The organism is Brachyspira pulli, from assembly GCF_036997785.1.
In the GTDB taxonomy this organism is placed as follows: Bacteria; Spirochaetota; Brachyspiria; order Brachyspirales; family Brachyspiraceae; genus Brachyspira; species Brachyspira pulli.
Map to the genome: position 1 here is coordinate 35,942 of NZ_JAWLQI010000008.1, position 23,532 is coordinate 59,473.

The following is a 23,532-nucleotide window of genomic DNA, read 5'->3' on the forward strand; positions in this document are numbered from 1 at the left end:
AAATTAAAGAGGTTTTTTATCTATGTCAAAAGAATCATATAAAGATAGAATGGAAAAAGCTGTTTCAAGTTTACAGAATGATTTAAAAGGTATAAGAACAGGAAGAGCAAATGCATCTATATTAGACGGAGTAAAAGTAGAGGCTTATGGCAGCAATATGCCATTAAAACAAGTTGGAAACGTTTCAACACCAGATTCAAGAACTATTATGATACAGCCATTTGATAAAGGATTGGTTAGCGACATAGAAAAAGCAATATTAAAAGCAGATTTAGGTTTTAACCCTTTCAATGATGGCGGAAATATTAGAATAGTAGTACCAGAATTAACTAAAGATAGAAGAGAAGAATTAAAAAAAGGTGTTAGACATAGAGGCGAAGAAGCTAAAATTGCTATACGTAATATAAGAAGAGATGAAAACGACAGAATAAAAAAAGAATTAAAAGATAAAGTTATAACAGAAGATGAATCAAAATCACAAGAGAAAAAAATTCAAAATGAAACTGATTCATACATAAAGAAGATTGACGATTTAATTACTACTAAAGAGAAAGAACTAGATACTATATGATTACTGAAAAGTCTCAAATACCCGTTCATGTAGCAATAATCATGGACGGTAATGGAAGATGGGCCAAAGCTCATAATAAAAGCAGAAGTTACGGACACAGAGCTGGAAGCGAAAATGTTATCAACATAGTAGAAGCATGCTGTGAACTTAATATAAAGTATTTAACATTATATGCTTTTTCTACAGAAAATTGGAAAAGACCGGAAGAAGAAAAAAAAGCCCTATTTCAGTTATTAAAAGAATTCTATAAAAAAGAAATTAAAAGACTTATTTCTAATAATATTCTAGTAAAACATATAGGAGATATATCTGCTTTTCCGAAAGATACTATAAATACTATAGTAGAAACAGAAAAAGAAACTTTAGAAAAATGCAAAAATCCGATATTAACAGTAGTATTGGCTTTAAATTATGGTTTTAGAGACGAATTAAAAAATGCCATAAAAAATATATGTAATGATGCTAAAAATAATACTATAGATATAGAAAATATTGATGAAAATACAATCAAAGATTATCTATATACAAAAGAAATGCCGGATCCTGATCTTATAATAAGAACTTCAGGTGAAGCAAGATTAAGCAACTTTTTAATGTATCAAGCATCATACAGTGAATTATATTTTACAGATGTATTATGGCCTGATTTTTCTAAAGATAATTTTAAGCAAGCTATAGAAGAATATTCAAACAGAAACAGAAGATATGGAGGTCTGTAGTTATAGTATGAAGAAAAGACTAATCTCTGTAGCGCTTACTCTGCCGCTATTTACTATTATACTGCTTTATGATAAAGTTATTTATTTATTTCATTTACTTATATTATCCATATCAATTTTCAGTGCTTTAGAAATATTCTATATGGCTAAAGTACATAGACAAAAGAATTTAAGAACAGTTATTGCCACTATGATAGCTATGGTTTTAGGATATATAATTACCATTTGCGGTATTAATATATTTAAAGGTGATTTTTCTGCCCTTTATAAAATAATAGAAACAAAGAATCCTTCTATGGATTTATCATTAGTAATGGTTTTCGCTTTAATAGCTACCCTATTTATTATCAACATGTTTAAAGTACATGTATCAACTTTTGAAGAAAGAGGCAGAGCTATATTAACCGCCGTTTTTTGTTTTATATATGTAGGACTAGGCGTTTGGCATATGTCGCTTATGCGTTTTATGCCTAGCGGAAAATATTATATAGTATTTATATTATTATGTGCTTGGATGAGTGATACAGGCGGATATGTAGTAGGAAGAAAATTAGGAAAACATAAACTTTCAAACAGTGCTTCTCCAAATAAAAGTTATGAGGGATTGGTAGGAATGTTCTTATTTACTATACCAATAGGTCTCTTATTTTATTATTTATCAGCTAAAGGATATTTAGCACCAGTACTTGGAAAAAATATACCAAATTTAACATTGCCTCAAATGATGTTATTAACTTCAATATTTACAATAACAGGTTTTCTTGGAGATATGGGAGAAAGTCTTATAAAAAGAATGTATGACACTAAAGACTCAAGTAAATTATTCCCAGGACATGGCGGAGTATTTGATATATTTGATAGTGTAATATTAACAACTCCTATATCATATTATATATTCCTTCTTCTGCAATAATATATAATAACTTTATCATAAAAAATGATATAAAAAATCAAGGAGTTATTATATGAGACATTATCTAAATGTTTTTCTAGTTCTTTTATTCTCTATATTTCTTTTTTCATGTGGCGGCGGTAATAAAAAAACAGAAACTAAAGCTGTTGAATTACCTACAATAGATGAAAATACAGAAACAGAACTTATCGTTTGGGGTTGGAATGTTGCTGCTAAAGCTTTAGAAGAAACTGCAAAAACATTCAATGAAAAATATCCAAAAATAAAAATTACAGTACAAGAATTTGGCGGTGCCGGTCAATTATATGAGAAAGCTGGTGTTGTACTTTCTTCTGGTCAAGGTGTTCCAGATATAATGCAATTAGAAAGCGACTATGTACAAACTTATGCTGAAAATTATCCTCAGCATTTCTTAGATTTAAAATCATTGGCACCTGCAGACATAGATACTAAAGTAGATCCATCTAAAGTATCAACTAGCTATGATACTACAGGAAAATTAGTTGCTATAACTTGGGATTCTGGTCCTGTAGTTATGTTCTATAGAGCTGATTTATTTAAAGAAGCTGGTATAGATCCTAATTCTATAGAAACTTATGATGACTATATTGCTGCTGGTAAAAAATTCCAAGAAAAATTTCCTAACATGAAATTCTTTGGTAATATGTATATACAAGATGACGGAGTTTGGAGAAATATGATGGTTCAAAATGACACTTATTATCTAAACAAAAATGGTGAAATAACTATAGCATCTCCAAAAACAATAGAAGCTACAAAAGTATTAAGAAGTTTTGCTGATGAAGGTATAATGGTTAATACTGTTAACTGGGACGGTTCAATAAGAGCTAATAAAAGCGGAGAGGTAGCTACTTATATGTCTGGTGCTTGGTGGGCTGGTACTATAAAAGACCAAATGCCTGAAATGAAAGGTAAATGGGGAATTATGCCTATGCCTGCTTATACTAAAGGCGGCGTTAGAGCTTCTTCTCATGGAGGTTCTACTTTAACTATAACTGCTTCTGATCCTGTTAAACAAGCTGCTGCTTGGGCTTTTGTAGAACATTCATTATTAAATGTTGACAATCAAATATTAATGTATAAAAACTATGGATTATTCCCATCTTATTTACCTGTTTATGATGATCCTAGATTCCAAGAAGCTGACGAGTATTTTGGAGAAGGATTCAATCAAATGTTAGGTCAAATAACTAAAGAAATACCTGCTGCAATATACACTTCTTCTGATTATTCTGAAGTTAGAAATATTTGTGTAGGTGCTTATGAAGCTATTTTAAATAATAATGCTGATATAGAAAAAACTTTACAAGATTCAGCTCAGCAAATAAGCAGTGCTACAGGAAGAAAAATAGCTAAATAATAATAGCTAAAAATATAATGAAAGCGTCTGATATTGAAATATTGGACGCTTTTTTATTGCATTAATAAAATTAATATAGACAAAATTATATTTTTTCATATTTGAAATTGATTTTTTTATAAATACTATTAATATAGTATATAAACTTATAAAAATAAAATAGGAGTTTTTTATGGCAAAGAATTTTTTTACTAGAGCATTGTTAGTATTAACTGCAATAGTTATCTTATCATGTTCTGGAAACAAAACTGTACAGCAGCAAAATGTTGAGCTTCCTACAATAGACGCTAACACCGAAACTGAATTAGAAATATGGGGTTGGAATGTTGCTGCTAGAGCATTAAAAGAAATGGCAGATATTTTTATGCAAAAGTACCCAAAAATAAAAGTTAATGTTCAAGAATTTGGCGGCGTACAAGCTTATGAAAAATATGGTGTTGTATTAGCATCTGGAAAAGAAATACCTGATATAATGCAAATGGAAAGTGATTATGTTCAAACATATACAGAAACTTATCCTCAAAGATTCTTTGATTTCAAAAACTATATAGATATTGAAGGTAAAGTAGACCCATCTAAAATTTCAACAAGCTATGACAGTGAAGGAAGATTAGTATCTATACCTTGGGATTCTGGTCCTGTAGCTATGTTTTATAGAACAGATTTATTTAAAGAAGCTGGAATAGATCCTAATTCTATAGAAACTTATGATGACTATATTGCTGCTGGTAAAAAATTACAAGAAAAATTCCCTGAAGTAAAAATGACTGGTTTTCCTTATAGTAAAGATGATAATTTATGGAGATGTCTTTTAGTACAGAATGAAGTATACTTCTTAAACTCTAATGGAGAAATTACAATTTCAACTAAAAAAGCAAATGAAAGTATTTCTATGTTAAAAAGATTTATAGATGAAGGCATAGCAATGAATACTGTTAACTGGGATAGTTCTATTATGGCAAATAAAAATGGAAATATAGCTTCTTATATAATTGGCGGCTGGTGGGGCGGTACTATAAAAGACCAAATGCCTGAAATGAAAGGTAAATGGGCTATTATGCCTATGCCTGCTTACACTAAAGGCGGTGTTAGAGCTTCTTCTTTAGGAGGTTCTGATTTAACAGTTACTGCTACAGACCCTATAAAACAAGCTGCAGCTATAGAATTTATAAAACAAACATTAATGGATGTTGATAATCAAATATTAATGTATGAAAAATATGGTTTATTCCCTTCATACCTTCCAGTTTATGATGATCCAAGATTCTTAAAGTCTGATGATTACTTTGGAGATGAATATAACAAAATTTTAGCAAATATAACAAAAGAAATACCTCAAGTAATATATACAACAAAAGACTACGCTGAAATTAGAAGTATTTCTATGAGCACTTATGAAGAAATTCTAAACAATAATGCTGATATAAAAAAAACTTTACAAAATGCTGCTGATCAAATAAGCAGTTCTACTGGAAGAAAAATAGCTAAATAATAATAACTAAAAAATATAATGAAAGCGTCTGATATTGAAATATTGGACGCTTTTTTATTATTCTACAAAAATAATAGAAATAACTTACATTTTTTTCATATTTAAAATTGATTTTTTTTATAAATATCATTAATATGTAGTCATAAACTTATCAAATAAAAAGGAGTTCTTATGGTAAAGAATTTTTTTACTAGAGCATTGTTAGTATTAACTGCAATAGTTATGTTATCATGTTCTGGAAACAAAGCTTCAGAAGAAAAAAGTGTTGCTCTTCCTACAATAGATGCTAACACTGAAACTGAAATTACAGTATGGGCTTGGAATGTTGCTGCTAAAGCTTTGATGGAAACAGCAAAAACATTTAGCGAAAAATATCCAAAAATCAAAGTAAATGTACAAGAATTTGGTTTAGCTCAAAATGTATATGAAAGATATGGAGTAATATTATCTTCTGGAAATGGCGTACCTGATGTTATACAAATAGAAAGTGATTATATACAGACTTATGCAGAAAATTATCCACAATACTTCTTTGATATGAAAGATTATATAAAAATTGATGGTGTTGTAGACCCTTCAAAAATCGCTTCAAGCTATGACAGTACAGGAAAATTAGTATCTATACCTTGGGATTCTGGCCCTGTAGTTATGTTCTATAGAGTTGATTTATTTAAAGAAGCTGGAATAGACCCTAATGCAATAGTAACTTTTGATGACTACATTGCTGCTGGTAAAAAATTACAAGAAAAATTCCCTAATGTATATATGACTGGCTTACCTTTTACTCAAGATGAAAATTTATACAGAGCATTATTGATAGCAAATAAATCATATTATTTAAATAGCAAAGGTGAAATAACAGTTGCTTCTCCAAAAGCAATAGAAACTCTTCAAATGGTAAAAAGACTTATAGATGAAGGAGTTGCTAAAAACGTTGTTAACTGGGACGGTTCTATAGTTGCCAACAAAAATGGAGAAGTTGCTTCATATATAATTGGCGGCTGGTGGGGCGGTACTATAAAAGACCAAATGCCTGAAATGAAAGGTAAATGGGGAATTATGCCTATACCTGCTATTAATAAAGATGCTGCTAGAGCTTCTTCATCTGGCGGTGCTGGATTATCAATAACAGCTACTGACCCTGTTAAACAAGCTGCTGCTTTAGAATTCATAAAATATAGTTTAATGGATGTGGACAATCAACTTATGATGTATGAACAATTCAGTTTATTCCCATCTTATTTACCTGCTTATGATGATCCTAGATTCTTGAAAGCTGATGAATATTTTGGAGATAATTTCAATAAAATATTGGCAGATGTAACTAAACAAATACCTAATGTTATATACAATTCTGATGACTTTGCTGAAGTTAGAAATACAGTTGTAAGTACTTATGAAGATGTATTAAACAATAATAAAGATATAGCTGCTGCATTAAATGATGCTGCTAATCAAATAAGCAGTTCTACTGGAAGAAGCATAGCTAAATAAAATATAGCTAAAATATAATAGCTGCGTCTAATAATATACACTATATTGTTAGACGCTTTTTTTATATTAAATGATTCGCTAAAACAATAATATCATACATATCAAACATAACAAATCATTTTAGTCATATTTTTCATATTTAAAATTGATTTTTCTTCAATTATTACTATAATATAGTGTATAAATAATAAATAGGAGAATTTTTATGATTAAGAAACTTTCAATTTTCCTATTGTTGGTATCGGTTACAATTATGATATCTGCTTGTTCCGGCGGCAACAAAACAGAACAAACAGTTGTTGATTTACCAACAATAGATGCAAACACTGAAACCGAACTTAATGTTTGGGGTTGGAATGTTGCAGCTAAAGCTTTAATTGAAACAGCAAAAACATTCAATGAAAAATACCCTAAAATCAAAATCAATGTACAAGAATTTGGCGGACCACCTCAATTATATGAAAAAGCTGGTGTTGTACTTTCTTCTGGTCAAGGAATACCAGATGTAATGCAAATCGAAAGCGATTTCATTCAAACTTATGTAGAAACTTATCCACAAAGATTTTTAGATTTAAAAACTCTAGCTCCTGCTGATATAGATTCTAAAGTAGACCCTTCAAAAGTACCTACAAGTTATGATACTGAAGGAAGATTAACTTCAATACCTTGGGATTCAGGCCCTGTTGTAGTTTATTATAGAGAAGATTTATTTAAACAAGCTGGAATAGATGTAAATACTATTGAAACTTATGATGATTTAATAAAAGCTGGTAAAGATTTACAAGCTAAATTACCTAATGTTAAATTATTAGGATTCAGCTTTACTCAAGATGATGGTATATGGAGAACTTTAATGGTTCAAAATAATACTTACTATCTTGATACAAATGGAAATATTACATTATCTTCACCAAGAGCTATAGAAAGTATGCAAATGGTTAGAAGACTTATAGATGAAGGTTTAGTATTAAATACTGTAAACTGGGATACTGGAATAAGAGCTCATAAAAATGGTGAAATAGCTATAAGCTTCAACGGCGGCTGGTGGGGCGGTACTATGAAAGACCAAATGCCTGAAATGAAAGGTAAATGGAAAGCTATGGAAATGCCTGCTTACACTAAAGGCGGTGTTAGAGCTTCTTCTTTAGGCGGTTCTACTTTAACTGTAACTGCTACTGATCCTATAAAACAAGCTGCTGCTTGGGCTTTCGTAGAACATTCTTTACTTAATACTGACAGCCAGCTTTTAATGTATGAAAAATATGGTTTATTCCCTTCATATCTTCCTGCTTATGAAGATGAAAGATTTAAACAGCCTGATCCTTATTTCGGCAATCAAAATTATAATGAATTATTAGGTGAGATAACTAAAAATATACCTCCTGCTTTATATAATTCAGATGACTATTCTGATTTAAGAAACGTAGCAGTAAGTGCTTATGAAGAAATCATTAATAATAACTCTGATATAAAAGAAACTTTAGATGCTGCTGCTCAACAAGCAAACAGTATAACTGGAAGAACTATTATAGATAAATAAAAATCTATAATTCACAATTCATGCGGTATTAAATATATAATTTTAATACCGTATGAAATACAAATTATTATATTAATTTATATTCTTCATAATATAAGGATGGTAGCATTATGAAAATCAAAAAAAATATTACTCCTTGGCTGTTTATTGCTCCAGCTTTAGTATTCATACTATGTTTTAGTATATATCCGCTTATAGAAACAATATTCTTAAGCTTTATGACACAAACAAGAGGACATCTAGTTTTTAATGGTATTGATAATTTTAAAAGACTTTTATCCGACCAATATTTTTATGTTTCTCTAAAAAATTCACTTATATATTTACTTATACAAGTTCCAATAATGACAATATTAGCTATATTATTATCTATAGCTTTACATAAAGGAATTACTAAATTAAAAGGTTTATTCAGAACTGTTTTCTTTATACCATTTATTGTAGAATCAGTTGCTTATAGTTTAATGTTCGTATTGTTATTCCAAGAAAGAGGTGTAGTTAATTATATATTATCTTTATTCCATCTTGGACCTGTTATGTGGTTAACACAGACTTGGCCTGCAAGAATAGTAATAATGCTTATAATGACTTGGAGATGGACTGGATACAATATGATAATAATATTGGCAGGGCTTCAAGGAATACCAGATGATTATTATGAAGCTGCTAGAATAGATGGTGCTAATGCTATACAGCAGTTCATACATATAACAATACCAATGCTTAAACCTGTTATATTATTCTCAACAATATTATCAACTATAGGTACTCTAAACTTATTCACTGAACCTTACTTGTTGACTAATGGAGGCCCTAACAACTCTACTATAAGTTTAGGATTATACATATACAGACAGGCATTCCAATCAGTTAATTTGACTTATGCCGCAACAATATCTGTAGCAATACTTGTAATAGTTGGACTTCTTTCTAGATTACAATTAAAATTTGGAGGGGATAAAAAATGACAAATGCAAAACAGCAAAAAATAACTAGAATAATATTATACATAGTACTATCAATAGGAATGATAGCTTGTGTTTATCCGCTATTTTTCATGTTGATAGCTTCAACAAGGGTATCTGGTGATATATTCTTATTTCCGCCTCCTATAACTTTTGGTGATAATTTCTTTGAAAACCTTAAAAATTTACAAGAAAGAATACCTATTTGGAATGCATTATTTAATTCATTCAAAATAGCTGCTATATACACATTAATCAACTTACTTGTATGTTCTATGGCTGCATACTCAATTTCTAAATTTAACTACAAAGGAAGAAATATAGTATTTATAATCATAATGCTTACTATGATGTTGCCAGCTCATGCTAAATTGGTTCCTTTATACAGAATGATGACTACTTTAAATATACAAGATACTCACTTGGCTATAATATTACCTGATATAGCTGGTGCTTTCGGTATATTCTTAATGAGACAAAATTTCCATTCTGTACCAGATACATTAATAGAAGCAGCTAGAATAGACGGAGCTAATGAATGGACTATATTCTTAAAAATAGTTATGCCTTTAATGGTTCCTGCTTTAACTGCTTTAGGTATATATATGTTTGTTGCTCAATGGACTAACTTCACTTGGCCATTGATTATATTAAATACTCCAGAAAAATTCACTTTGCCTGTAGCATTGGCTCAATTAAAATCTGATACTAGAATAGACTACGGACAAATAATGGTAGGTGCAATATTTGCTGTTGTTCCTATAATGGCTGTATTCTTGGCATTACAAAAACACTTTATATCTGGTTTGACTGGCGGTGCTGTAAAAGAATAATTAATTAAAGAATAATTTTAATCAATTAATTTAGTTTGATGTATAAAATAAAAGGATTTAGTAAATTACTTACTAAATCCTTTTTAATTATGAAATATAATCAAAATCAAGCACTATAAACTATATCACCATCAACTATAGTTTTTAATACTTTTATATCTTTTATTTCTTGTGTATCTACTTCAAATATATCTCTGTCTAATACTATAAAGTCAGCTAATTTATCTTCTTCTATACTTCCTTTAACATTATCTTCAGAAGACATATAAGCACTTCCCATAGTATACAAATAAACTGCTTCTTTAACAGTAAGTTTTTCTTGAGGCATCCAACCGCCTTCAGGCCAGCCATTCAAGTCTTGTCTATTAACCGCACAGTATATACCTTCCATAACACTTATGCCATCAACGAAACCTGCAGAACCAAATGCCACATTAACTCCCATATCCATAGCTGTCTTATAAGCATAACTTGTAGAAGCTTTCTCCTTACCTACTCTCTCCTCAGCAATATGCATATCATTATGAAGGAATATAGGCTGATAATATATACCTACATTTAATTCTTTCATTCTTTCAAATAAATCTTTATCTGTTATTTGACAATAAACTAATCCATTTCTTCTATATTTGAAATTTTTAGTATCTTTTATTTTTTCTATAGAATTTAATGCCATTTCTATAGCACCATCGCCTGTAGCCTGTATAGCAAGAGAGTAATCCAAACTATTAGCATAGCTTACTAAATCATCAAGTTCTTCCTGATTATACTGAGTAACACCTCTAAATCCTGAAAGATCATTATAATCATCTCTTAAAAATGCTGTTCTTGAACCTATACCGCCATCTATAACAAGTTTAATACGTGATACTTTAAATCTATCATCATTTATATATTGATAATAGTAGTATTGTCTAAAATCATCTATATCTTTTTTATTTATAAATTGAGCATGTTCACAAACTCTTATTTTTAATTTTTTCTCTCTATGTAATTTTTGATAAGCATCTATAATTTTTCTATAATCAAAATCCGGCAAACTTCTTAAATCGTCTGTTTGTATTGAAGTAATACCCATTTTGAAGAATCTTTCCTGAGCATCTAATATTATTGATTTTAAAGTATCTATTTCTAATGATTTAATCTTTGATAAAATCAAAAACATATCTTTAGAACTGATTAAACCATTTTCAAAATCTATACTATCTGATGACATTTCATCTGTAATGCCGCATATTTCAAGGGCCTTACTATTAGCAACTATCATTTCACCGCAGCATCTTCTAAAAGCAACTGGAATTTCACTGGATATCTCATCTAAATCTTTTTTATTAAGCATTCTTTGTTCTTCAAAATAATCCTGATTCCAGCCCCAGCCTATAATCCAGCCTTCATATTGTTCAGCTTTTTGAGCAAGTTCTATTACTTGTCTTATAGATTCGCATTCACTTAAATCAAGCATAGTATTAAAACGTGCATAACCAACTAAATTAACACTGCTGTCATTAAAACCTGGTATTACTGTATTTCCTTCTAAATCAATTACTTCTTCAGCATTTGGATATTTTTTTAATACTTCTTCATTAGTTCCAGCAAAAGAAATTCTTCCGTTCTCAACTGCAAGAGCTTCATAAACACTATCGTTTTTATCCATAGAATAAATTTTAGCATTCTTAAAAATTCTCATTCAGTCCTCCTTTTATTTATTGTAACATAGACTTTATATTATCTATATCTTCATTGACTAAGAGCCATTCATTCTCTGTTTCTTCTATTAATTTTTTTACTTCCAATAAACGTTTGCTTTTTTCATCATCATAGCTAGAAGAAGTTTCAAAAAATTTCAATATTTCAGCTTCTTCTTTTTTATAATCTTCTATTTGCTTTTCATATTTTTTTAACAATGATTCGCATTTAGAAAGTTTATTTCTGATTTTTTTTCTTTCTTCATAGCTATTATTGTTTTTATCTTCATTACTTACATTTTCTTTGTTATTATTTGCCTGATACTCAAGTTCTTTTTCTTCTTCTTCCAAAGCATCAAGTCTTACTCTATAAACATAAGCTTCATAATCTCCTGAATAAAGAGAAAGTTTTTTGTCTTTAACTTCTATTATTGTATCAGCGAGCAAACTAGCAAATGTTCTATCATGCGATGTAAAGAATATTGTTCCGCCGTAATCTCTCAAAGAATTAGCAAGTGCCTCAACTGTTTCAAAATCCAAATGGTTTGTAGGTTCGTCTAATATAAGAACATCAGCACATTGTGTAATAGCAGCCAAAAGAGATAATCTTGCCATCTCTCCTCCGCTTAACACTTTAACATCTTTATTAACATCATCACCGGAAAATAAAAAACTTCCTAAAAGTGTTAAAAGTTCCTGAGTTAATAATCCTTGTTTAGCATTCTTTTTAAGATATGATAATACTGTATCATTAGAAGTTACATTTTTATAAGTATCTTCACCAAAATACGCTATCTTTATACCATAAGAATAATTATAAGTACCTGATACTGGATTAAGTCTTCCTGCTATAGTTCTTAAAAAAGTAGTTTTACCTTCTCCGTTCTGACCAAGTACTGCTACCCTACTTCCTCTTGCTATTTCTATACGTCCGCTTTTAGCTACTATTTTATCACCATACCCAACAGCTAAATCATCTGAAATAAGCGCAAAACCTTTCTTTTCCGGCACCTCTGGAAGTTTTATTCTAACATTCTTTGCCGGGTGATTTATTTCTATAGTTTTTAATTTCTCTATTTGTTTTATACGTGATTGTACTGCTTTTGCTTTTGTAGCTTTATATCTGAATCTTTCTACAAATCTCTCTAAATGAGCCTTTCTTTCTTCAACATTCTTATTATACTTTTTTATTGTATATTCTTTTTCTTCTTTATATTCAAAATAATCTTCTATATTTCCTGGAAAATATGTTAACTTTCCGTTTTCCATTTCTACAGTTTTATCACAAGTAGTTTTCAAAAACTCTCTATCGTGAGAAACAATTAAAAAGCCTCCATTATAATCCATTAAAAAATTTTCTAAATCTATTAATGTATTCAAATCCAAAAAGTTTGAAGGTTCGTCCAATATTAAGAAATTTGGTTCATAAAGCATCATTTCTGAAAGTTTTACTCTCATTCTATAACCGCTTGATAAACTTCCCAAATTATAATTTATTTTAATATGGTCTATGCCAAATCGGCTGGCTATTTTTGAACATTTCCAAGATTCTTTTGATGTAACTCTTGTAAGATAATCTATTACTTTTTCATTATCATCAAAATCACCCTGCTGACGCAAATAACCAATTCTTACATCATCTGAAAATACTATTTCTCCGTCATCAGGATCTTCAATCCCCATAAGAATTTTTAAAAGAGTAGTTTTACCTGCTCCATTGCGCCCTATCATACCTATTTTGGATTTTTCCTCTATAAGTAAATTTACGCCGTCAAGCAAAACTTTATGAACAAATCTTTTAGATATATTTACTATATTTATTATACTTCTAGCCATAATATTTTCAAATCTTCTTTATAATTAGTGAATAATTCTATAATAATTTTAAAAAATATTCAAATATAATAATGAATTATTTTTGATTAATTTTTAATTATTCTTTTGTAATGGTATCAAGTTTATAAACTAAACTCTTGAAATATTTTCCCCTTTCCTCGTAATTTTTAAACATATCAAAACTAGTACATCCAGGAGATAATAAAACTGTATCACCATTGATTGATATAGCAGAAGCATAATTAAAGGCATCTGTAATATCTTTAATAATTATTTTATTCTCAAAACGAATCATATCATTTAGTGCCTCAGCTGCCTCTCCAATAAGAATAAGTTTTTTAACTCTGCTTTCTATGAGATTATTTAATGATGAAAAATCTATATTCTTATTGCGTCCGCCCATTATAAGTATTATATTATTATCAAAAGATTTCAAAGCACTCATAACAGCATTCATTGATGTGGCTTTAGAATCATTAATATATTTTACTCCATTTATAGTGGCAACAAGCTCAACTCTATGTTCTATGCCGTTAAAATTATTAACAACATGTTCTATATGCTCTACCGGTATATCGTTTTTTAAACATACTAAAACTGCTGCCAATATATTTGCTACATTATGTTTACCTATTACTTTTCTGTCTTTTATAGAAAATAATTTTTCATTTTCATAATATATATATTCATCTTCTTCATTATAATATACAGTAGCAAATTTACTTTTTAAAGAGAATGTCAAAAGCTTCATTTTGCAATTGTTATTAAGTTCATTATAATAAATATTTGTATATATATTATCATAATTTAATATAAGAAAATCATTTTTATTCTGATTAATACTTATATTCTTTTTAGCATTAAAATATTCATCTATATTTGCATATCTGTCAAGATGATCCTCTGCTATATTAAGTATTGCTGCTATATGAGCATGAAATTTCTCAAGGGTTTCTAATTGAAAACTAGATAACTCTAATACTATATCCTCATCTTCCTCTATGCTTTCTATTTCTTTAGAAAAAGTATTTCCAACATTACCTACAAGTTTTGCTTTTTTATATGAACTTATTATTTTATGAATAAGTGTAACTGTTGTTGTTTTTCCATCTGTACCAGTTACTGCAATATAGTTTCTATTAGGCAATAAATTATAAGCAAATTCAATTTCGCCTATAATTTTTATGCCTCTCCTTTTTGCTTCAACTACTAATGGTATGCTTTGAGGAACACCCGGAGATATTATAATAAGTGTAATATCATCTAAAATAGATAATTCCTGATTACCAAAAAAAAGTTTAGCATCTTTATCTTTTAATGCTTGTATACTTTCTTGGAGTTCTTCCTCTGTTTTACTGTCACTTAAAGCATATTTTATATTAACATCCATATTAGTATTGATGTCATATAAAACATTTGCTATACTTACTCCGCTTCTAACTGTAGCACCTAATATCAAAATATTTTGTTTTTTTAATACTTTTATATATGTCTTATTTAAATCTAAAATCATCTTTTACACCAAAAAAATTATGTTACTTCTATTATAACAAAAGAATAATAAATTTAAATCATTTTTCATTACTATAAAATAATTACAACAAAAATACAACATATATTATTTTTTTATACCAATTATTATAAAACAATATATTGTAAAAACAATACATACATGATATAATTTTATATATTATTATAAAAATAAAGAGGCTTTATATGATAAATAATCAGAAAAAATTTATTGATATATTAGAGCAATTAGAATCAATTTCTAAAGATTCGGATATAGATTATAAAAATATATCATTTTTTATAAATATAATAAATAATACAAAATTCTTAATACCAATAGTAGGAGATTTCAGTGCTGGTAAAAGTACACTTTTGAACCACTTTATTGGCAAAGATATATTAAAAACTAATGAATTGCCAGAAACAGCTGTTGCTACAGAATTATATTACAGCGAAAAAGAATATAATATAGCTGTTGATAAAAACGGAAATGAGATAGAAATATATGATTTAAGTAAAGAAAATGTCAAAAATTATTCTTATATAAAAAGATATATTAATAGTGAAAATTTAAAAAAAATATCTCCTATAATATTGGTAGATATGCCTGGTTTTGACTCACCTTCAGAAAATCATAATAAATCTATAATAAGTTATTTGAATAAAGGAATTTATTATATAGTTCTTTCTTCAATGGAAGAAGGAGAAATTACTAAATCATTAATTACTCAAATAAAAAACATAATAAACTTTAATAAAGATTTTTCTATTTTTATTACAAAAACAGAATTTTATGGTAAAGAAGATATTGAACTTACAAAAGATAAAATGAAAAAAACTTTAAAATCTATTTCAATAAATAAAAATATAGAAACTATCAGCATAAAAGATATTAATATATTTGATTCTTTTATTAATAAATTAAATATAGAAAATATATTTAGCAATATTTATTTAGAGCCTATAAAAGATACTATATATGATTTAAAATCTTCTATAAACATAAAAATTTCAGCTTTAAAAAAGGATAAAAAATCAAATGAATATGTTATAAGAGAATTAGAAGAAGCAATTAATAAAATAGAACGTAAAAAAGCTGAACTAATAGAAGATGAAAAAAATAAAAGTTATGAAAATGAGGTAAACAAAATACTAAAAGAGATCAGCAAGGAATTAGATAATAATATAGATTATATTGTTAATTTGGCTCTTGAAGGAAATTCTATAAAACTGCAAAAAGAATTATCAAATATAATTCAGCCTATTCTTATAGAAAAAACAAATGATGTGTTAAATAATATTAATTTAGATATAGGGGCTGAAATTTCAAAAGACATAAAAAGTCTAGACGAAGTTTTAGCAAATTATAATATTCCTAATTTTATAAAAAAAATAGAAATGAATCTTGATAAATATAAAGATAACATCAAAATTCCTAAAATAGTAGCTGATGATGATACTAAAAATAAATATAAATTAATAACATCAACATTAGCTATTTTAACTAATGTTGTAAATCCATTAATAGAAATATTAATAGTATTTTTACCAGAAATACTTAATCTATGCTTTGGCATTATTCAGGAAAAAAATTATAAAGAAAATGTTAAAGAAAAAATTATAGATGATTTAACTCGTATAAAAAGAGAATTAAAAATAGAAATTACAAAAATTATTAAAGAAAATAATAAAGTTAGTATAGAAAATTTATCATCTTCATTCGATGAAGAATTAAGAAGAAAAAAAGAAGAAATAGAAGAAGTAGAAAAGCAAATAAATAAAAATGGAAATATAGATAAAATAATATCAAAACTTCAAAGCAATATATATAAAATTGATGAGATTTCATCTTGCCTATATGAATAATTTTTAAGGATATAAAAATGATTAGTAATGAACGTATAAATGAAATAAAAGAAAAAATATTAAATATAAAAAAGAATATAGATACTCTATATGATAATCATGCTGATGATGAAGAATTTTGTATTACTATAAAAAATTTATGTAATAATTACAAATTCGCAAGTGAAAAAACCATAGAGGAAGATATTAACAATCAGATAAATATGGACAGAGCTTTAAATTTAGGGATAATAGGAGTTATGAAAGCAGGAAAATCATCCCTTTTAAACTCATTATTATTTGAAGGAAAAAATATTTTACCTAAATCAGTTACTCCTATGACAGCAGCCTTAACATATATGAAATATTCAGAACAAAATTATATTGAAATAGATTTTGTAACAGAAGAAGATATTAAGACATATAAAAAAGTACATGATGATTTTGAAAATATTCTAAATAAAAAAGTAGAAGAAAAAATCAAAGAAAAAGAAAGAGCCATTAATTCTAATGAAAGTTTAACAGGCTCTTTCATAAATATGGTTTTGGGAGAAAGAAAAAATAATAATGAAGTAAATAATAATATTGATAAAGAAAAAATTAAAAAAGAATGTTTTGAAGAATTAAAAAAAGAAAATGAACATTTAGCATCAGGATATGAAAACTACAATGAAATGAACAAAATAAAAGATAACAAAAATCAAATTTTTAATAAAATATTATCAAAAGGTAAAGAAAGAATTGATTTTAATAATATAGAAGAAGTATCAAGTGAATTAAAAAAATATGTAGGTGCTAATGGTGAATATACTCCTTTCGTTAAAAGTATGAATTTATATCTGAATGCAGAAAAATTAAAAAAAATTAATATCATAGATACTCCGGGATTTAATGACCCTATAGAATCTAGAAACAAAAAAACAGCAGAACTATTAAAAAAATGTGAGGCTGTATTTATACTAACAAGATCTACTAAAGCTTTCACAGAATCGGATAAAGAAGTTATAAATAAAATAGTAAAAAAAGAAGGATTAAGAGAAATATACATCATCCTAAGTAAGATAGATTCTTCTTTAAACAGTAAAAGTGTAATAGACAAATCTAAAGGAGATTTAAAAGATGCTTTGGATAACATACTGAATGATTTTTATCCTTACTTGGAAGATAATATAAAAGATTTGGGATACGGTAATATTTTTGGAGATTTAAAGAAAAATCTTAAATCAAGAGTACTCTATTCATCAAGTATATCAAATATAATTATGAAAAATTATGATAATTTAGAAAAATTAGATGGAACAGAACAACAAGTATTTCATAACTTGAAAGAGGCTTACCCTCTTTATTTTGATTCAAAAGAAAGCAGTATGCGATATTTAAAATTATTATCAAATATTGAAAATATAGAAAATGTGTTATATTCTATAGCAGAAAAAAAAGATCAAATATTCGAGGAAAAATTAGAAAAAATAGAAGATGTATACGAAGAAAATGCAGAAGAAATACAATATAAATTAATGGAATATGCACAAAGAAGAATATCAAATATAGAAAATATGAAAATAGAAAAAGAAGTTGCTAAATTGGAAATATTAGAAAATAATTATACTAATATAGCAAAAAATATACAGCCTTACGCTAAAAAAGCAATAGATGAATGGTATCGTGAATCAGTTAATTCTGCACAAAGGCATTTAGATAAGTTTTATACCAAAGTAAAATCAGGAGCAAAAGATGCACAGGATATCGAAGAAGAAAAAAAATCAAAAAGAGAATGGATAATTTTTAAAAAAGAATGGATTGAAAAACATCCTACAGTTCATACTAATGAAGTTCTTGCTATTATAGATGATTATATAAATAATTTTAACAGACAGCTTGAAGTATTTTTAATGGAAATATATCAAGCTCTAAATAAAAATTTGGTTTCAAAAATAACACCTATTTTTACTAAATATGATGAAACAATTGAGGAGATAGATATATCTAATATTGTAGAATCAATTACAAATGAATATCGCTCAAAAATAAAACAATATAAAAATGATATCCCATTTACCAATAAAGGTATACTTAAAGATAACGAAGCAGAAAGTTTTGTAAATGAAATTCAGGAATATATAAAAGTATTAGAAAGAGAATTTTACAATCTACTTGTGGAAGATAATATATCTGCTTTAAATAGAGATTTGCTGAAAATAAGTTTTGATACTGAAATATTAGATACTAGAAAAAGTATTCTAAAAAATAGAAAATTTGAGCTTGAAAATCAAAAACAGTCTAAATATAAATGGAATAAAATAAAAGGGGAAATAGATTTAATATTATAAAATTATTAATTGGGTAAAAATATGAATAATATACTTTATCTTTATATATTATCAGGAAGTATTTTTATTCTAATAGCTGTGATAGTATACATTATACTATCACAGAATAAAAGAATAAATAAAGCTTTATGTAAAAATTTATCTCATTTGAATTCACTTTTAAATAATGACAGCAGTGAAAAATATGATAAAGCTACGAAATTGCAGGATATATTAAAAATAACAGAAGAAAATATTATTCTAAAAAATTATAAAATTATTCACTTAAATGAAGAAATCAACAAAAAAGATGATGATATTAATATATTAAGATGTGATGTGGATGATAAAATTAATGATATTTTAATAAAAGAAAAAAATATATCAACTCTAAAAGAAGAATTAAATAATGCTAATGAAAAAGTAGAATCTCAGAAAGAAGAAATCGAATTTCTTAATAGAGATATAAACTTTTCTAAAAGACAGATAGAAAAAAATAATAATAGATTGGATAAACAAAAAACAGAAATAAAACATTTAACAGAATCTATAGAAAAACAAAAATCAGAAATAAATGATTTAAATGAAACTATAGATGAAAGTAATGAAAAAATAAGAAAAAAAGATAAACATATTCAATATGTAGAAAACTTATTGAACTCAGTATTAAATATTATAAATGCTGAAAATGAAAACAACAAAAATTTAGAAGAGTACAAAAAAATAATATCTATAGATTCATATCAAAAAACTTCTAAATTTTTATTTATGATGCTTTATGAACTTAATAAAATATATTATGAACTAGAAGAAATAGAAAAAAATATTCATGTATATCAAAAAAATATTGTATCTGTAGGAGGAGGCTTCAGTGCTGGAAAATCATCTTTTATCAATACTTTATTTGATAATAATAATGATACCACACTTCCTACTGGGGATCTTCCTATGACATCTATACCGTCATATATAATAGACAGCGATGAAGCATTTATAGAATGCTTAACATTAAATAATAAAAAAGTAAAAATTGATAAAGAAATATTTGATAAAATATCTGTAAAAAATAACAGTGAAGAAGACTATAATAATCAATTAAATCCAAAAAATATAATAAAACATTTTTATATTAATGATAAATTAAAAAAAGAGGTTAAAAATATATGTTTCATAGACACTCCTGGGTATGATCCAGCTAAAGGAACAAAAGAAGACAGAGAAACAGCTATTGAATATATTTCTAACACTAATAATCTTATATTTGTGATTAATATAGATGATGGTGATATTGCTGACAAAGGTGTATACTTTATTAATGAAGTAATAAAAATAAAAAAGAATATAAATATATATGTAATTTGTAATAGAGCTGATGAAAAGGGTGAAGATGATATAAAAAAATTTTGTGATGACTTATATAAAAGATTTGAAACATTAAATATAAAAATTTTAGGAATGACTCCTTATACATCAAAAAATTTAGAGACGAATAATTATTATTTTTATAATTTTAAATATGGAATGTCTTTTAATGAATTCTTAAAAATATTAAATACTAATAATGGAAATGAAAAATATAGAACTATAAAAAATAAAATAGATAATATATTTGAAAATTACAGAAATACATGTGAAGAAGTTTTAAATGAATGTCAAAAATATAAAAAAGAATTAGTACATATTAATAATAAATACATATTGGATACTTCATATTTAGAAAAACTTGTTTATACATATAGGGCTAAACTAGATTATAAAGATTTGGAAAATGATAAAGGTATAGAAAAAAAGAAAGAAAATATTAATTTAAACATTGATGAAATAAAAAGATATATAAATAATATAACAGAAGAATACAATGAATACATATCAGATTCTCATGATATTCAGAACAAAATAATGCAATGTATTAATAATATTTTTAATATACAATAACACTTAAAATTATAGTCTATAATTAAGTAAAAGCATTAATAACAATATAAATATTTAGTTAGTATATTATTTTTTTAACTTATCTACATATTAAAAAAATAAAATTAACTATAAATAATGGTAAATATATTTAACATGTGATACATTTTTTATATTAAAACATGTTAAATATATTTATTTAATAATATTTTACTTATATGCCTCTATATGTATAGTAGGCTCTATATTTAATTTTTCTCTAATAGCATTTTCAAAAGTACTAGCATTCTTATGTGCTTCAAGTACAGTCATATCTTGAGGAAAACGCATATGGAAAGTAATTTCTGTATGTGCCCCATAAGTATGTATATGAAAATGGTGCAAATTAGTAGAATCACTGTTTATATTAAGTTCATTAGCAATATTATTTATTTCTTTTATGATATCATCTGAAGGACTTTCACCTATTAATGGTTTTACACTTGATCTAATAACATCATAAGCAGCATAAAATATTACAAGTGAAACTAATATACTTAAAACACTATCTATCCACCAGAAACTTTTACCGAATACAATACCAACTAATATAATTATAGATGTAATACTGTCGCTTCTATGGTGCCAAGCATCAGCATATAATGATTTAGAGCCTGATTTTCTATATCCCCAAAAAGAATATTGAGCCAACAATTCTTTTATAAGTATAGAAACTACCATAGCAATTATAGCCATCATTGTAAATGAAGCTGTTTTTTTATTCATAATATTTTTTATAGCTTCAGAAAAGAAACTATAACCTATAAATACAAGCATTATTCCAACTATAAAACTTGTTATAAGCTCTATTCTTCCATGTCCGAATGGATGTTCTTCATCAGGCGGCCTTTTAGAAAATATTCCGCCTATAATAACAATAACACTGCTTATACAGTCGCTCAATGAATGCCATGCATCTGCCATAATAGAAAGAGATCCGGTCAAAACGCCTACTGCATATTTAAAAACAAATAATACTATGTTAACGATAACAGAAACAATACCTTCAATTATCATATATTTGGATTTTTTCTCATCACTCATATTCATACCAATACTCCGAACATTTTAATTGTTTATCATTTAAAGATAATCAATTTAATATAAAATGTCAATTGTAGAAATATAAATTGTTGTTTACAGATTAGAATGTTGTAACTTTAATTAAAATAATATAACTAATATAAGAATCATCAAAATCAAATTAATATCTTGATAAAAGTGCAGTTTTTTGTTAATATTTTATAAAACAATTATGTTAATAAAAAAATATATTAAAAGGAGAATAAATATGTCTAATATAGCTTTTCTATTTCCTGGTCAAGGTTCTCAAAGCGTAGGTATGGGAAAATCTTTATATGATAATATTGCTGAATCTAAAGCAATATTCGATAAGGCTGCTAATATTTTAGATGATGTAGATATTAAAGCATTATGTTTTGAAGGAACTGAAGAAGACCTTAAAAAGACTGAAAATACTCAGCCTGCTTTAGTTACAGTTGGTATGGCTGCTTATGAAGCTTTAAAATCTAAAGGTGTAAAAGGAAATTTATTTGCAGGACATAGTTTAGGAGAAATCACTGCTCTTTCAGCTGCTGGTTATATATCATTTGAAGATGCAGTAAAAATCGCTAGAACAAGAGGTTTATTAATGGCTAAAGCTGGTGCTGATGCTCCTTATGGTATGGCTGCTGTATTAGGATTAACTTATGATGATGTAGCAAAATGTATGCCTGAAAATAAAGAAGTTGTTGCTGCTAATTATAACTTAAAAGATCAAATAGTTATATCTGGTTTATTAAGTGCTATTGAAGCAGTTACTCCAAAACTTCAGGAAGCTGGTGCTAAAAGAGTACTTCCTTTAAAAGTATCCGGTGCTTTCCATTCACCATTTATGAAACCTGCTGCTGACAGTTTAAAAGAATTCTTAGAAAAAATAGAATTCCATAATAATGAAAATAAAGTTTTATCAAATGTTACAGCTGAAGTTCATGAATTTGACTCTATTAAAGAAAATTTATATAAACAAATGTTCTCTACTGTTAGATGGTATGACAGTATGATCAATATGCAAAAGCTAGGCATTACTAAAGTATTTGAATGCGGTCCTGGAAAAGTATTGATTGGTATGAGTAAAAAAATTACTCCTGATATTGAAGCATTACCTGTATTTGATATTGATTCTTTAAATGCTGCTTTATAATAATAGATAAATATTAAAATAAAAATAAAAGCTGATGATTGACATAAAGTTGATTATCAGCTTATTTATATATACCTAAACAAATATACTTTGTCAAAAATAAATTTATGTTTTGGTTTTATATTTGGGGCTTTGCCCCAAACCCCACTTCTTTTGCGACCGTAGGGAGTGCCTGTGGTATTGCCACAAAGAAGCAAAAGGACTATATTTTAGCTTAAATTAATAATCTATCTTACATGTAAAACAATTTTAGTATGATTTAGTACTAATTCTATCCTTGC

Annotated in this window: 17 protein-coding genes; 13 read left to right on the forward strand and 4 right to left on the reverse strand. The window is 26.9% G+C overall.

Features of this window, described 5'->3' with window-relative positions; translation table 11 throughout:
* Window positions 1-22 precede the first annotated feature (22 nt).
* The 9 genes from frr to R4K56_RS03350 all read left to right on the forward strand — a co-directional run bounded on the left by frr (window position 23) and on the right by R4K56_RS03350 (window position 9,908).
* Complete coding sequence (gene frr / locus R4K56_RS03310; protein WP_297297181.1) at window positions 23-571, forward strand: ribosome recycling factor; 549 nt, start codon at window positions 23-25, stop codon at window positions 569-571.
* Window positions 568-1,290 (forward strand): isoprenyl transferase, encoded by a 723-nt coding sequence (locus tag R4K56_RS03315; RefSeq protein ID WP_335757072.1) that lies wholly within the window; start codon window positions 568-570, stop codon window positions 1,288-1,290. The genes frr and R4K56_RS03315 overlap by 4 nt, the downstream gene beginning before the upstream one ends.
* Before the next feature lie 7 nt (window positions 1,291-1,297).
* Window positions 1,298-2,203 carry a phosphatidate cytidylyltransferase gene (locus R4K56_RS03320; RefSeq protein ID WP_335771810.1) on the forward strand — a complete coding sequence of 302 codons (906 nt, stop codon included), beginning with the start codon at window positions 1,298-1,300 and terminating at the stop codon, window positions 2,201-2,203.
* A gap of 52 nt (window positions 2,204-2,255) precedes the next feature.
* A complete protein-coding gene (locus R4K56_RS03325) occupies window positions 2,256-3,584 on the forward strand; it encodes an ABC transporter substrate-binding protein (RefSeq protein WP_335771809.1) in 1,329 nt (442 codons plus the stop codon).
* 172 nt (window positions 3,585-3,756) lie between these two features.
* Window positions 3,757-5,076: an ABC transporter substrate-binding protein gene (locus tag R4K56_RS03330; RefSeq protein WP_335771808.1), complete on the forward strand. Its 1,320-nt coding sequence runs from the start codon at window positions 3,757-3,759 to the stop codon at window positions 5,074-5,076.
* A 171-nt stretch (window positions 5,077-5,247) separates the two neighbouring features.
* Complete coding sequence (locus R4K56_RS03335; protein ID WP_335757077.1) at window positions 5,248-6,570, forward strand: ABC transporter substrate-binding protein; 1,323 nt, start codon at window positions 5,248-5,250, stop codon at window positions 6,568-6,570.
* A 205-nt stretch (window positions 6,571-6,775) separates the two neighbouring features.
* Window positions 6,776-8,110, forward strand: coding sequence for an ABC transporter substrate-binding protein (locus R4K56_RS03340; RefSeq protein WP_335771807.1), 1,335 nt, complete (start codon window positions 6,776-6,778; stop codon window positions 8,108-8,110).
* A gap of 110 nt (window positions 8,111-8,220) precedes the next feature.
* Window positions 8,221-9,078, forward strand: a complete 858-nt coding sequence (locus tag R4K56_RS03345) for a carbohydrate ABC transporter permease (RefSeq protein ID WP_335759880.1) — start codon at window positions 8,221-8,223, stop codon at window positions 9,076-9,078.
* Entirely contained in the window at window positions 9,075-9,908 is an 834-nt protein-coding gene (locus tag R4K56_RS03350; protein ID WP_335757080.1) for a carbohydrate ABC transporter permease, read from the forward strand. Before R4K56_RS03345 ends, R4K56_RS03350 begins: the two co-directional genes overlap by 4 nt.
* 106 nt (window positions 9,909-10,014) lie before the next feature.
* On the opposite strand, the gene R4K56_RS03355 is transcribed toward R4K56_RS03350, so the two are convergent.
* The 3 genes from R4K56_RS03355 to murD all read right to left on the reverse strand — a co-directional run bounded on the left by R4K56_RS03355 (window position 10,015) and on the right by murD (window position 14,942).
* Window positions 10,015-11,595 (reverse strand): amidohydrolase, encoded by a 1,581-nt coding sequence (locus tag R4K56_RS03355; protein WP_335771806.1) that lies wholly within the window; start codon window positions 11,593-11,595, stop codon window positions 10,015-10,017.
* 16 nt (window positions 11,596-11,611) lie between these two features.
* Complete coding sequence (locus R4K56_RS03360; protein ID WP_335771805.1) at window positions 11,612-13,429, reverse strand: ABC-F family ATP-binding cassette domain-containing protein; 1,818 nt, start codon at window positions 13,427-13,429, stop codon at window positions 11,612-11,614.
* 97 nt (window positions 13,430-13,526) lie between these two features.
* On the reverse strand, window positions 13,527-14,942 hold the full coding sequence (gene murD / locus R4K56_RS03365) for a UDP-N-acetylmuramoyl-L-alanine--D-glutamate ligase (RefSeq protein WP_335771804.1): 1,416 nt from the start codon (window positions 14,940-14,942) through the stop codon (window positions 13,527-13,529).
* A gap of 203 nt (window positions 14,943-15,145) precedes the next feature.
* Between murD and R4K56_RS03370 the strand changes: the two genes are divergently transcribed.
* Genes R4K56_RS03370 through R4K56_RS03380 form a run of 3 tightly spaced genes read left to right on the forward strand, consistent with a single transcriptional unit; the run spans window position 15,146 to window position 21,030 of the window.
* Window positions 15,146-16,807 carry a dynamin family protein gene (locus R4K56_RS03370; protein WP_335771803.1) on the forward strand — a complete coding sequence of 554 codons (1,662 nt, stop codon included), beginning with the start codon at window positions 15,146-15,148 and terminating at the stop codon, window positions 16,805-16,807.
* 17 nt (window positions 16,808-16,824) lie between these two features.
* Window positions 16,825-19,116, forward strand: coding sequence for a dynamin family protein (locus tag R4K56_RS03375; RefSeq protein WP_335771802.1), 2,292 nt, complete (start codon window positions 16,825-16,827; stop codon window positions 19,114-19,116).
* A gap of 21 nt (window positions 19,117-19,137) precedes the next feature.
* Window positions 19,138-21,030: a dynamin family protein gene (locus R4K56_RS03380; RefSeq protein WP_335759874.1), complete on the forward strand. Its 1,893-nt coding sequence runs from the start codon at window positions 19,138-19,140 to the stop codon at window positions 21,028-21,030.
* Between the two features lie 189 nt (window positions 21,031-21,219).
* On the opposite strand, the gene R4K56_RS03385 is transcribed toward R4K56_RS03380, so the two are convergent.
* Window positions 21,220-22,098: a cation diffusion facilitator family transporter gene (locus R4K56_RS03385; protein ID WP_335757084.1), complete on the reverse strand. Its 879-nt coding sequence runs from the start codon at window positions 22,096-22,098 to the stop codon at window positions 21,220-21,222.
* 241 nt (window positions 22,099-22,339) lie between these two features.
* Here R4K56_RS03385 and fabD point away from each other — a divergent pair, with 241 nt between their 5' ends.
* The gene (gene fabD, locus R4K56_RS03390; protein ID WP_335757085.1) at window positions 22,340-23,251 is read left to right on the forward strand and encodes an ACP S-malonyltransferase; all 912 of its coding nucleotides are present in this window, start codon (window positions 22,340-22,342) and stop codon (window positions 23,249-23,251) included.
* Window positions 23,252-23,532: the final 281 nt, after the last annotated feature.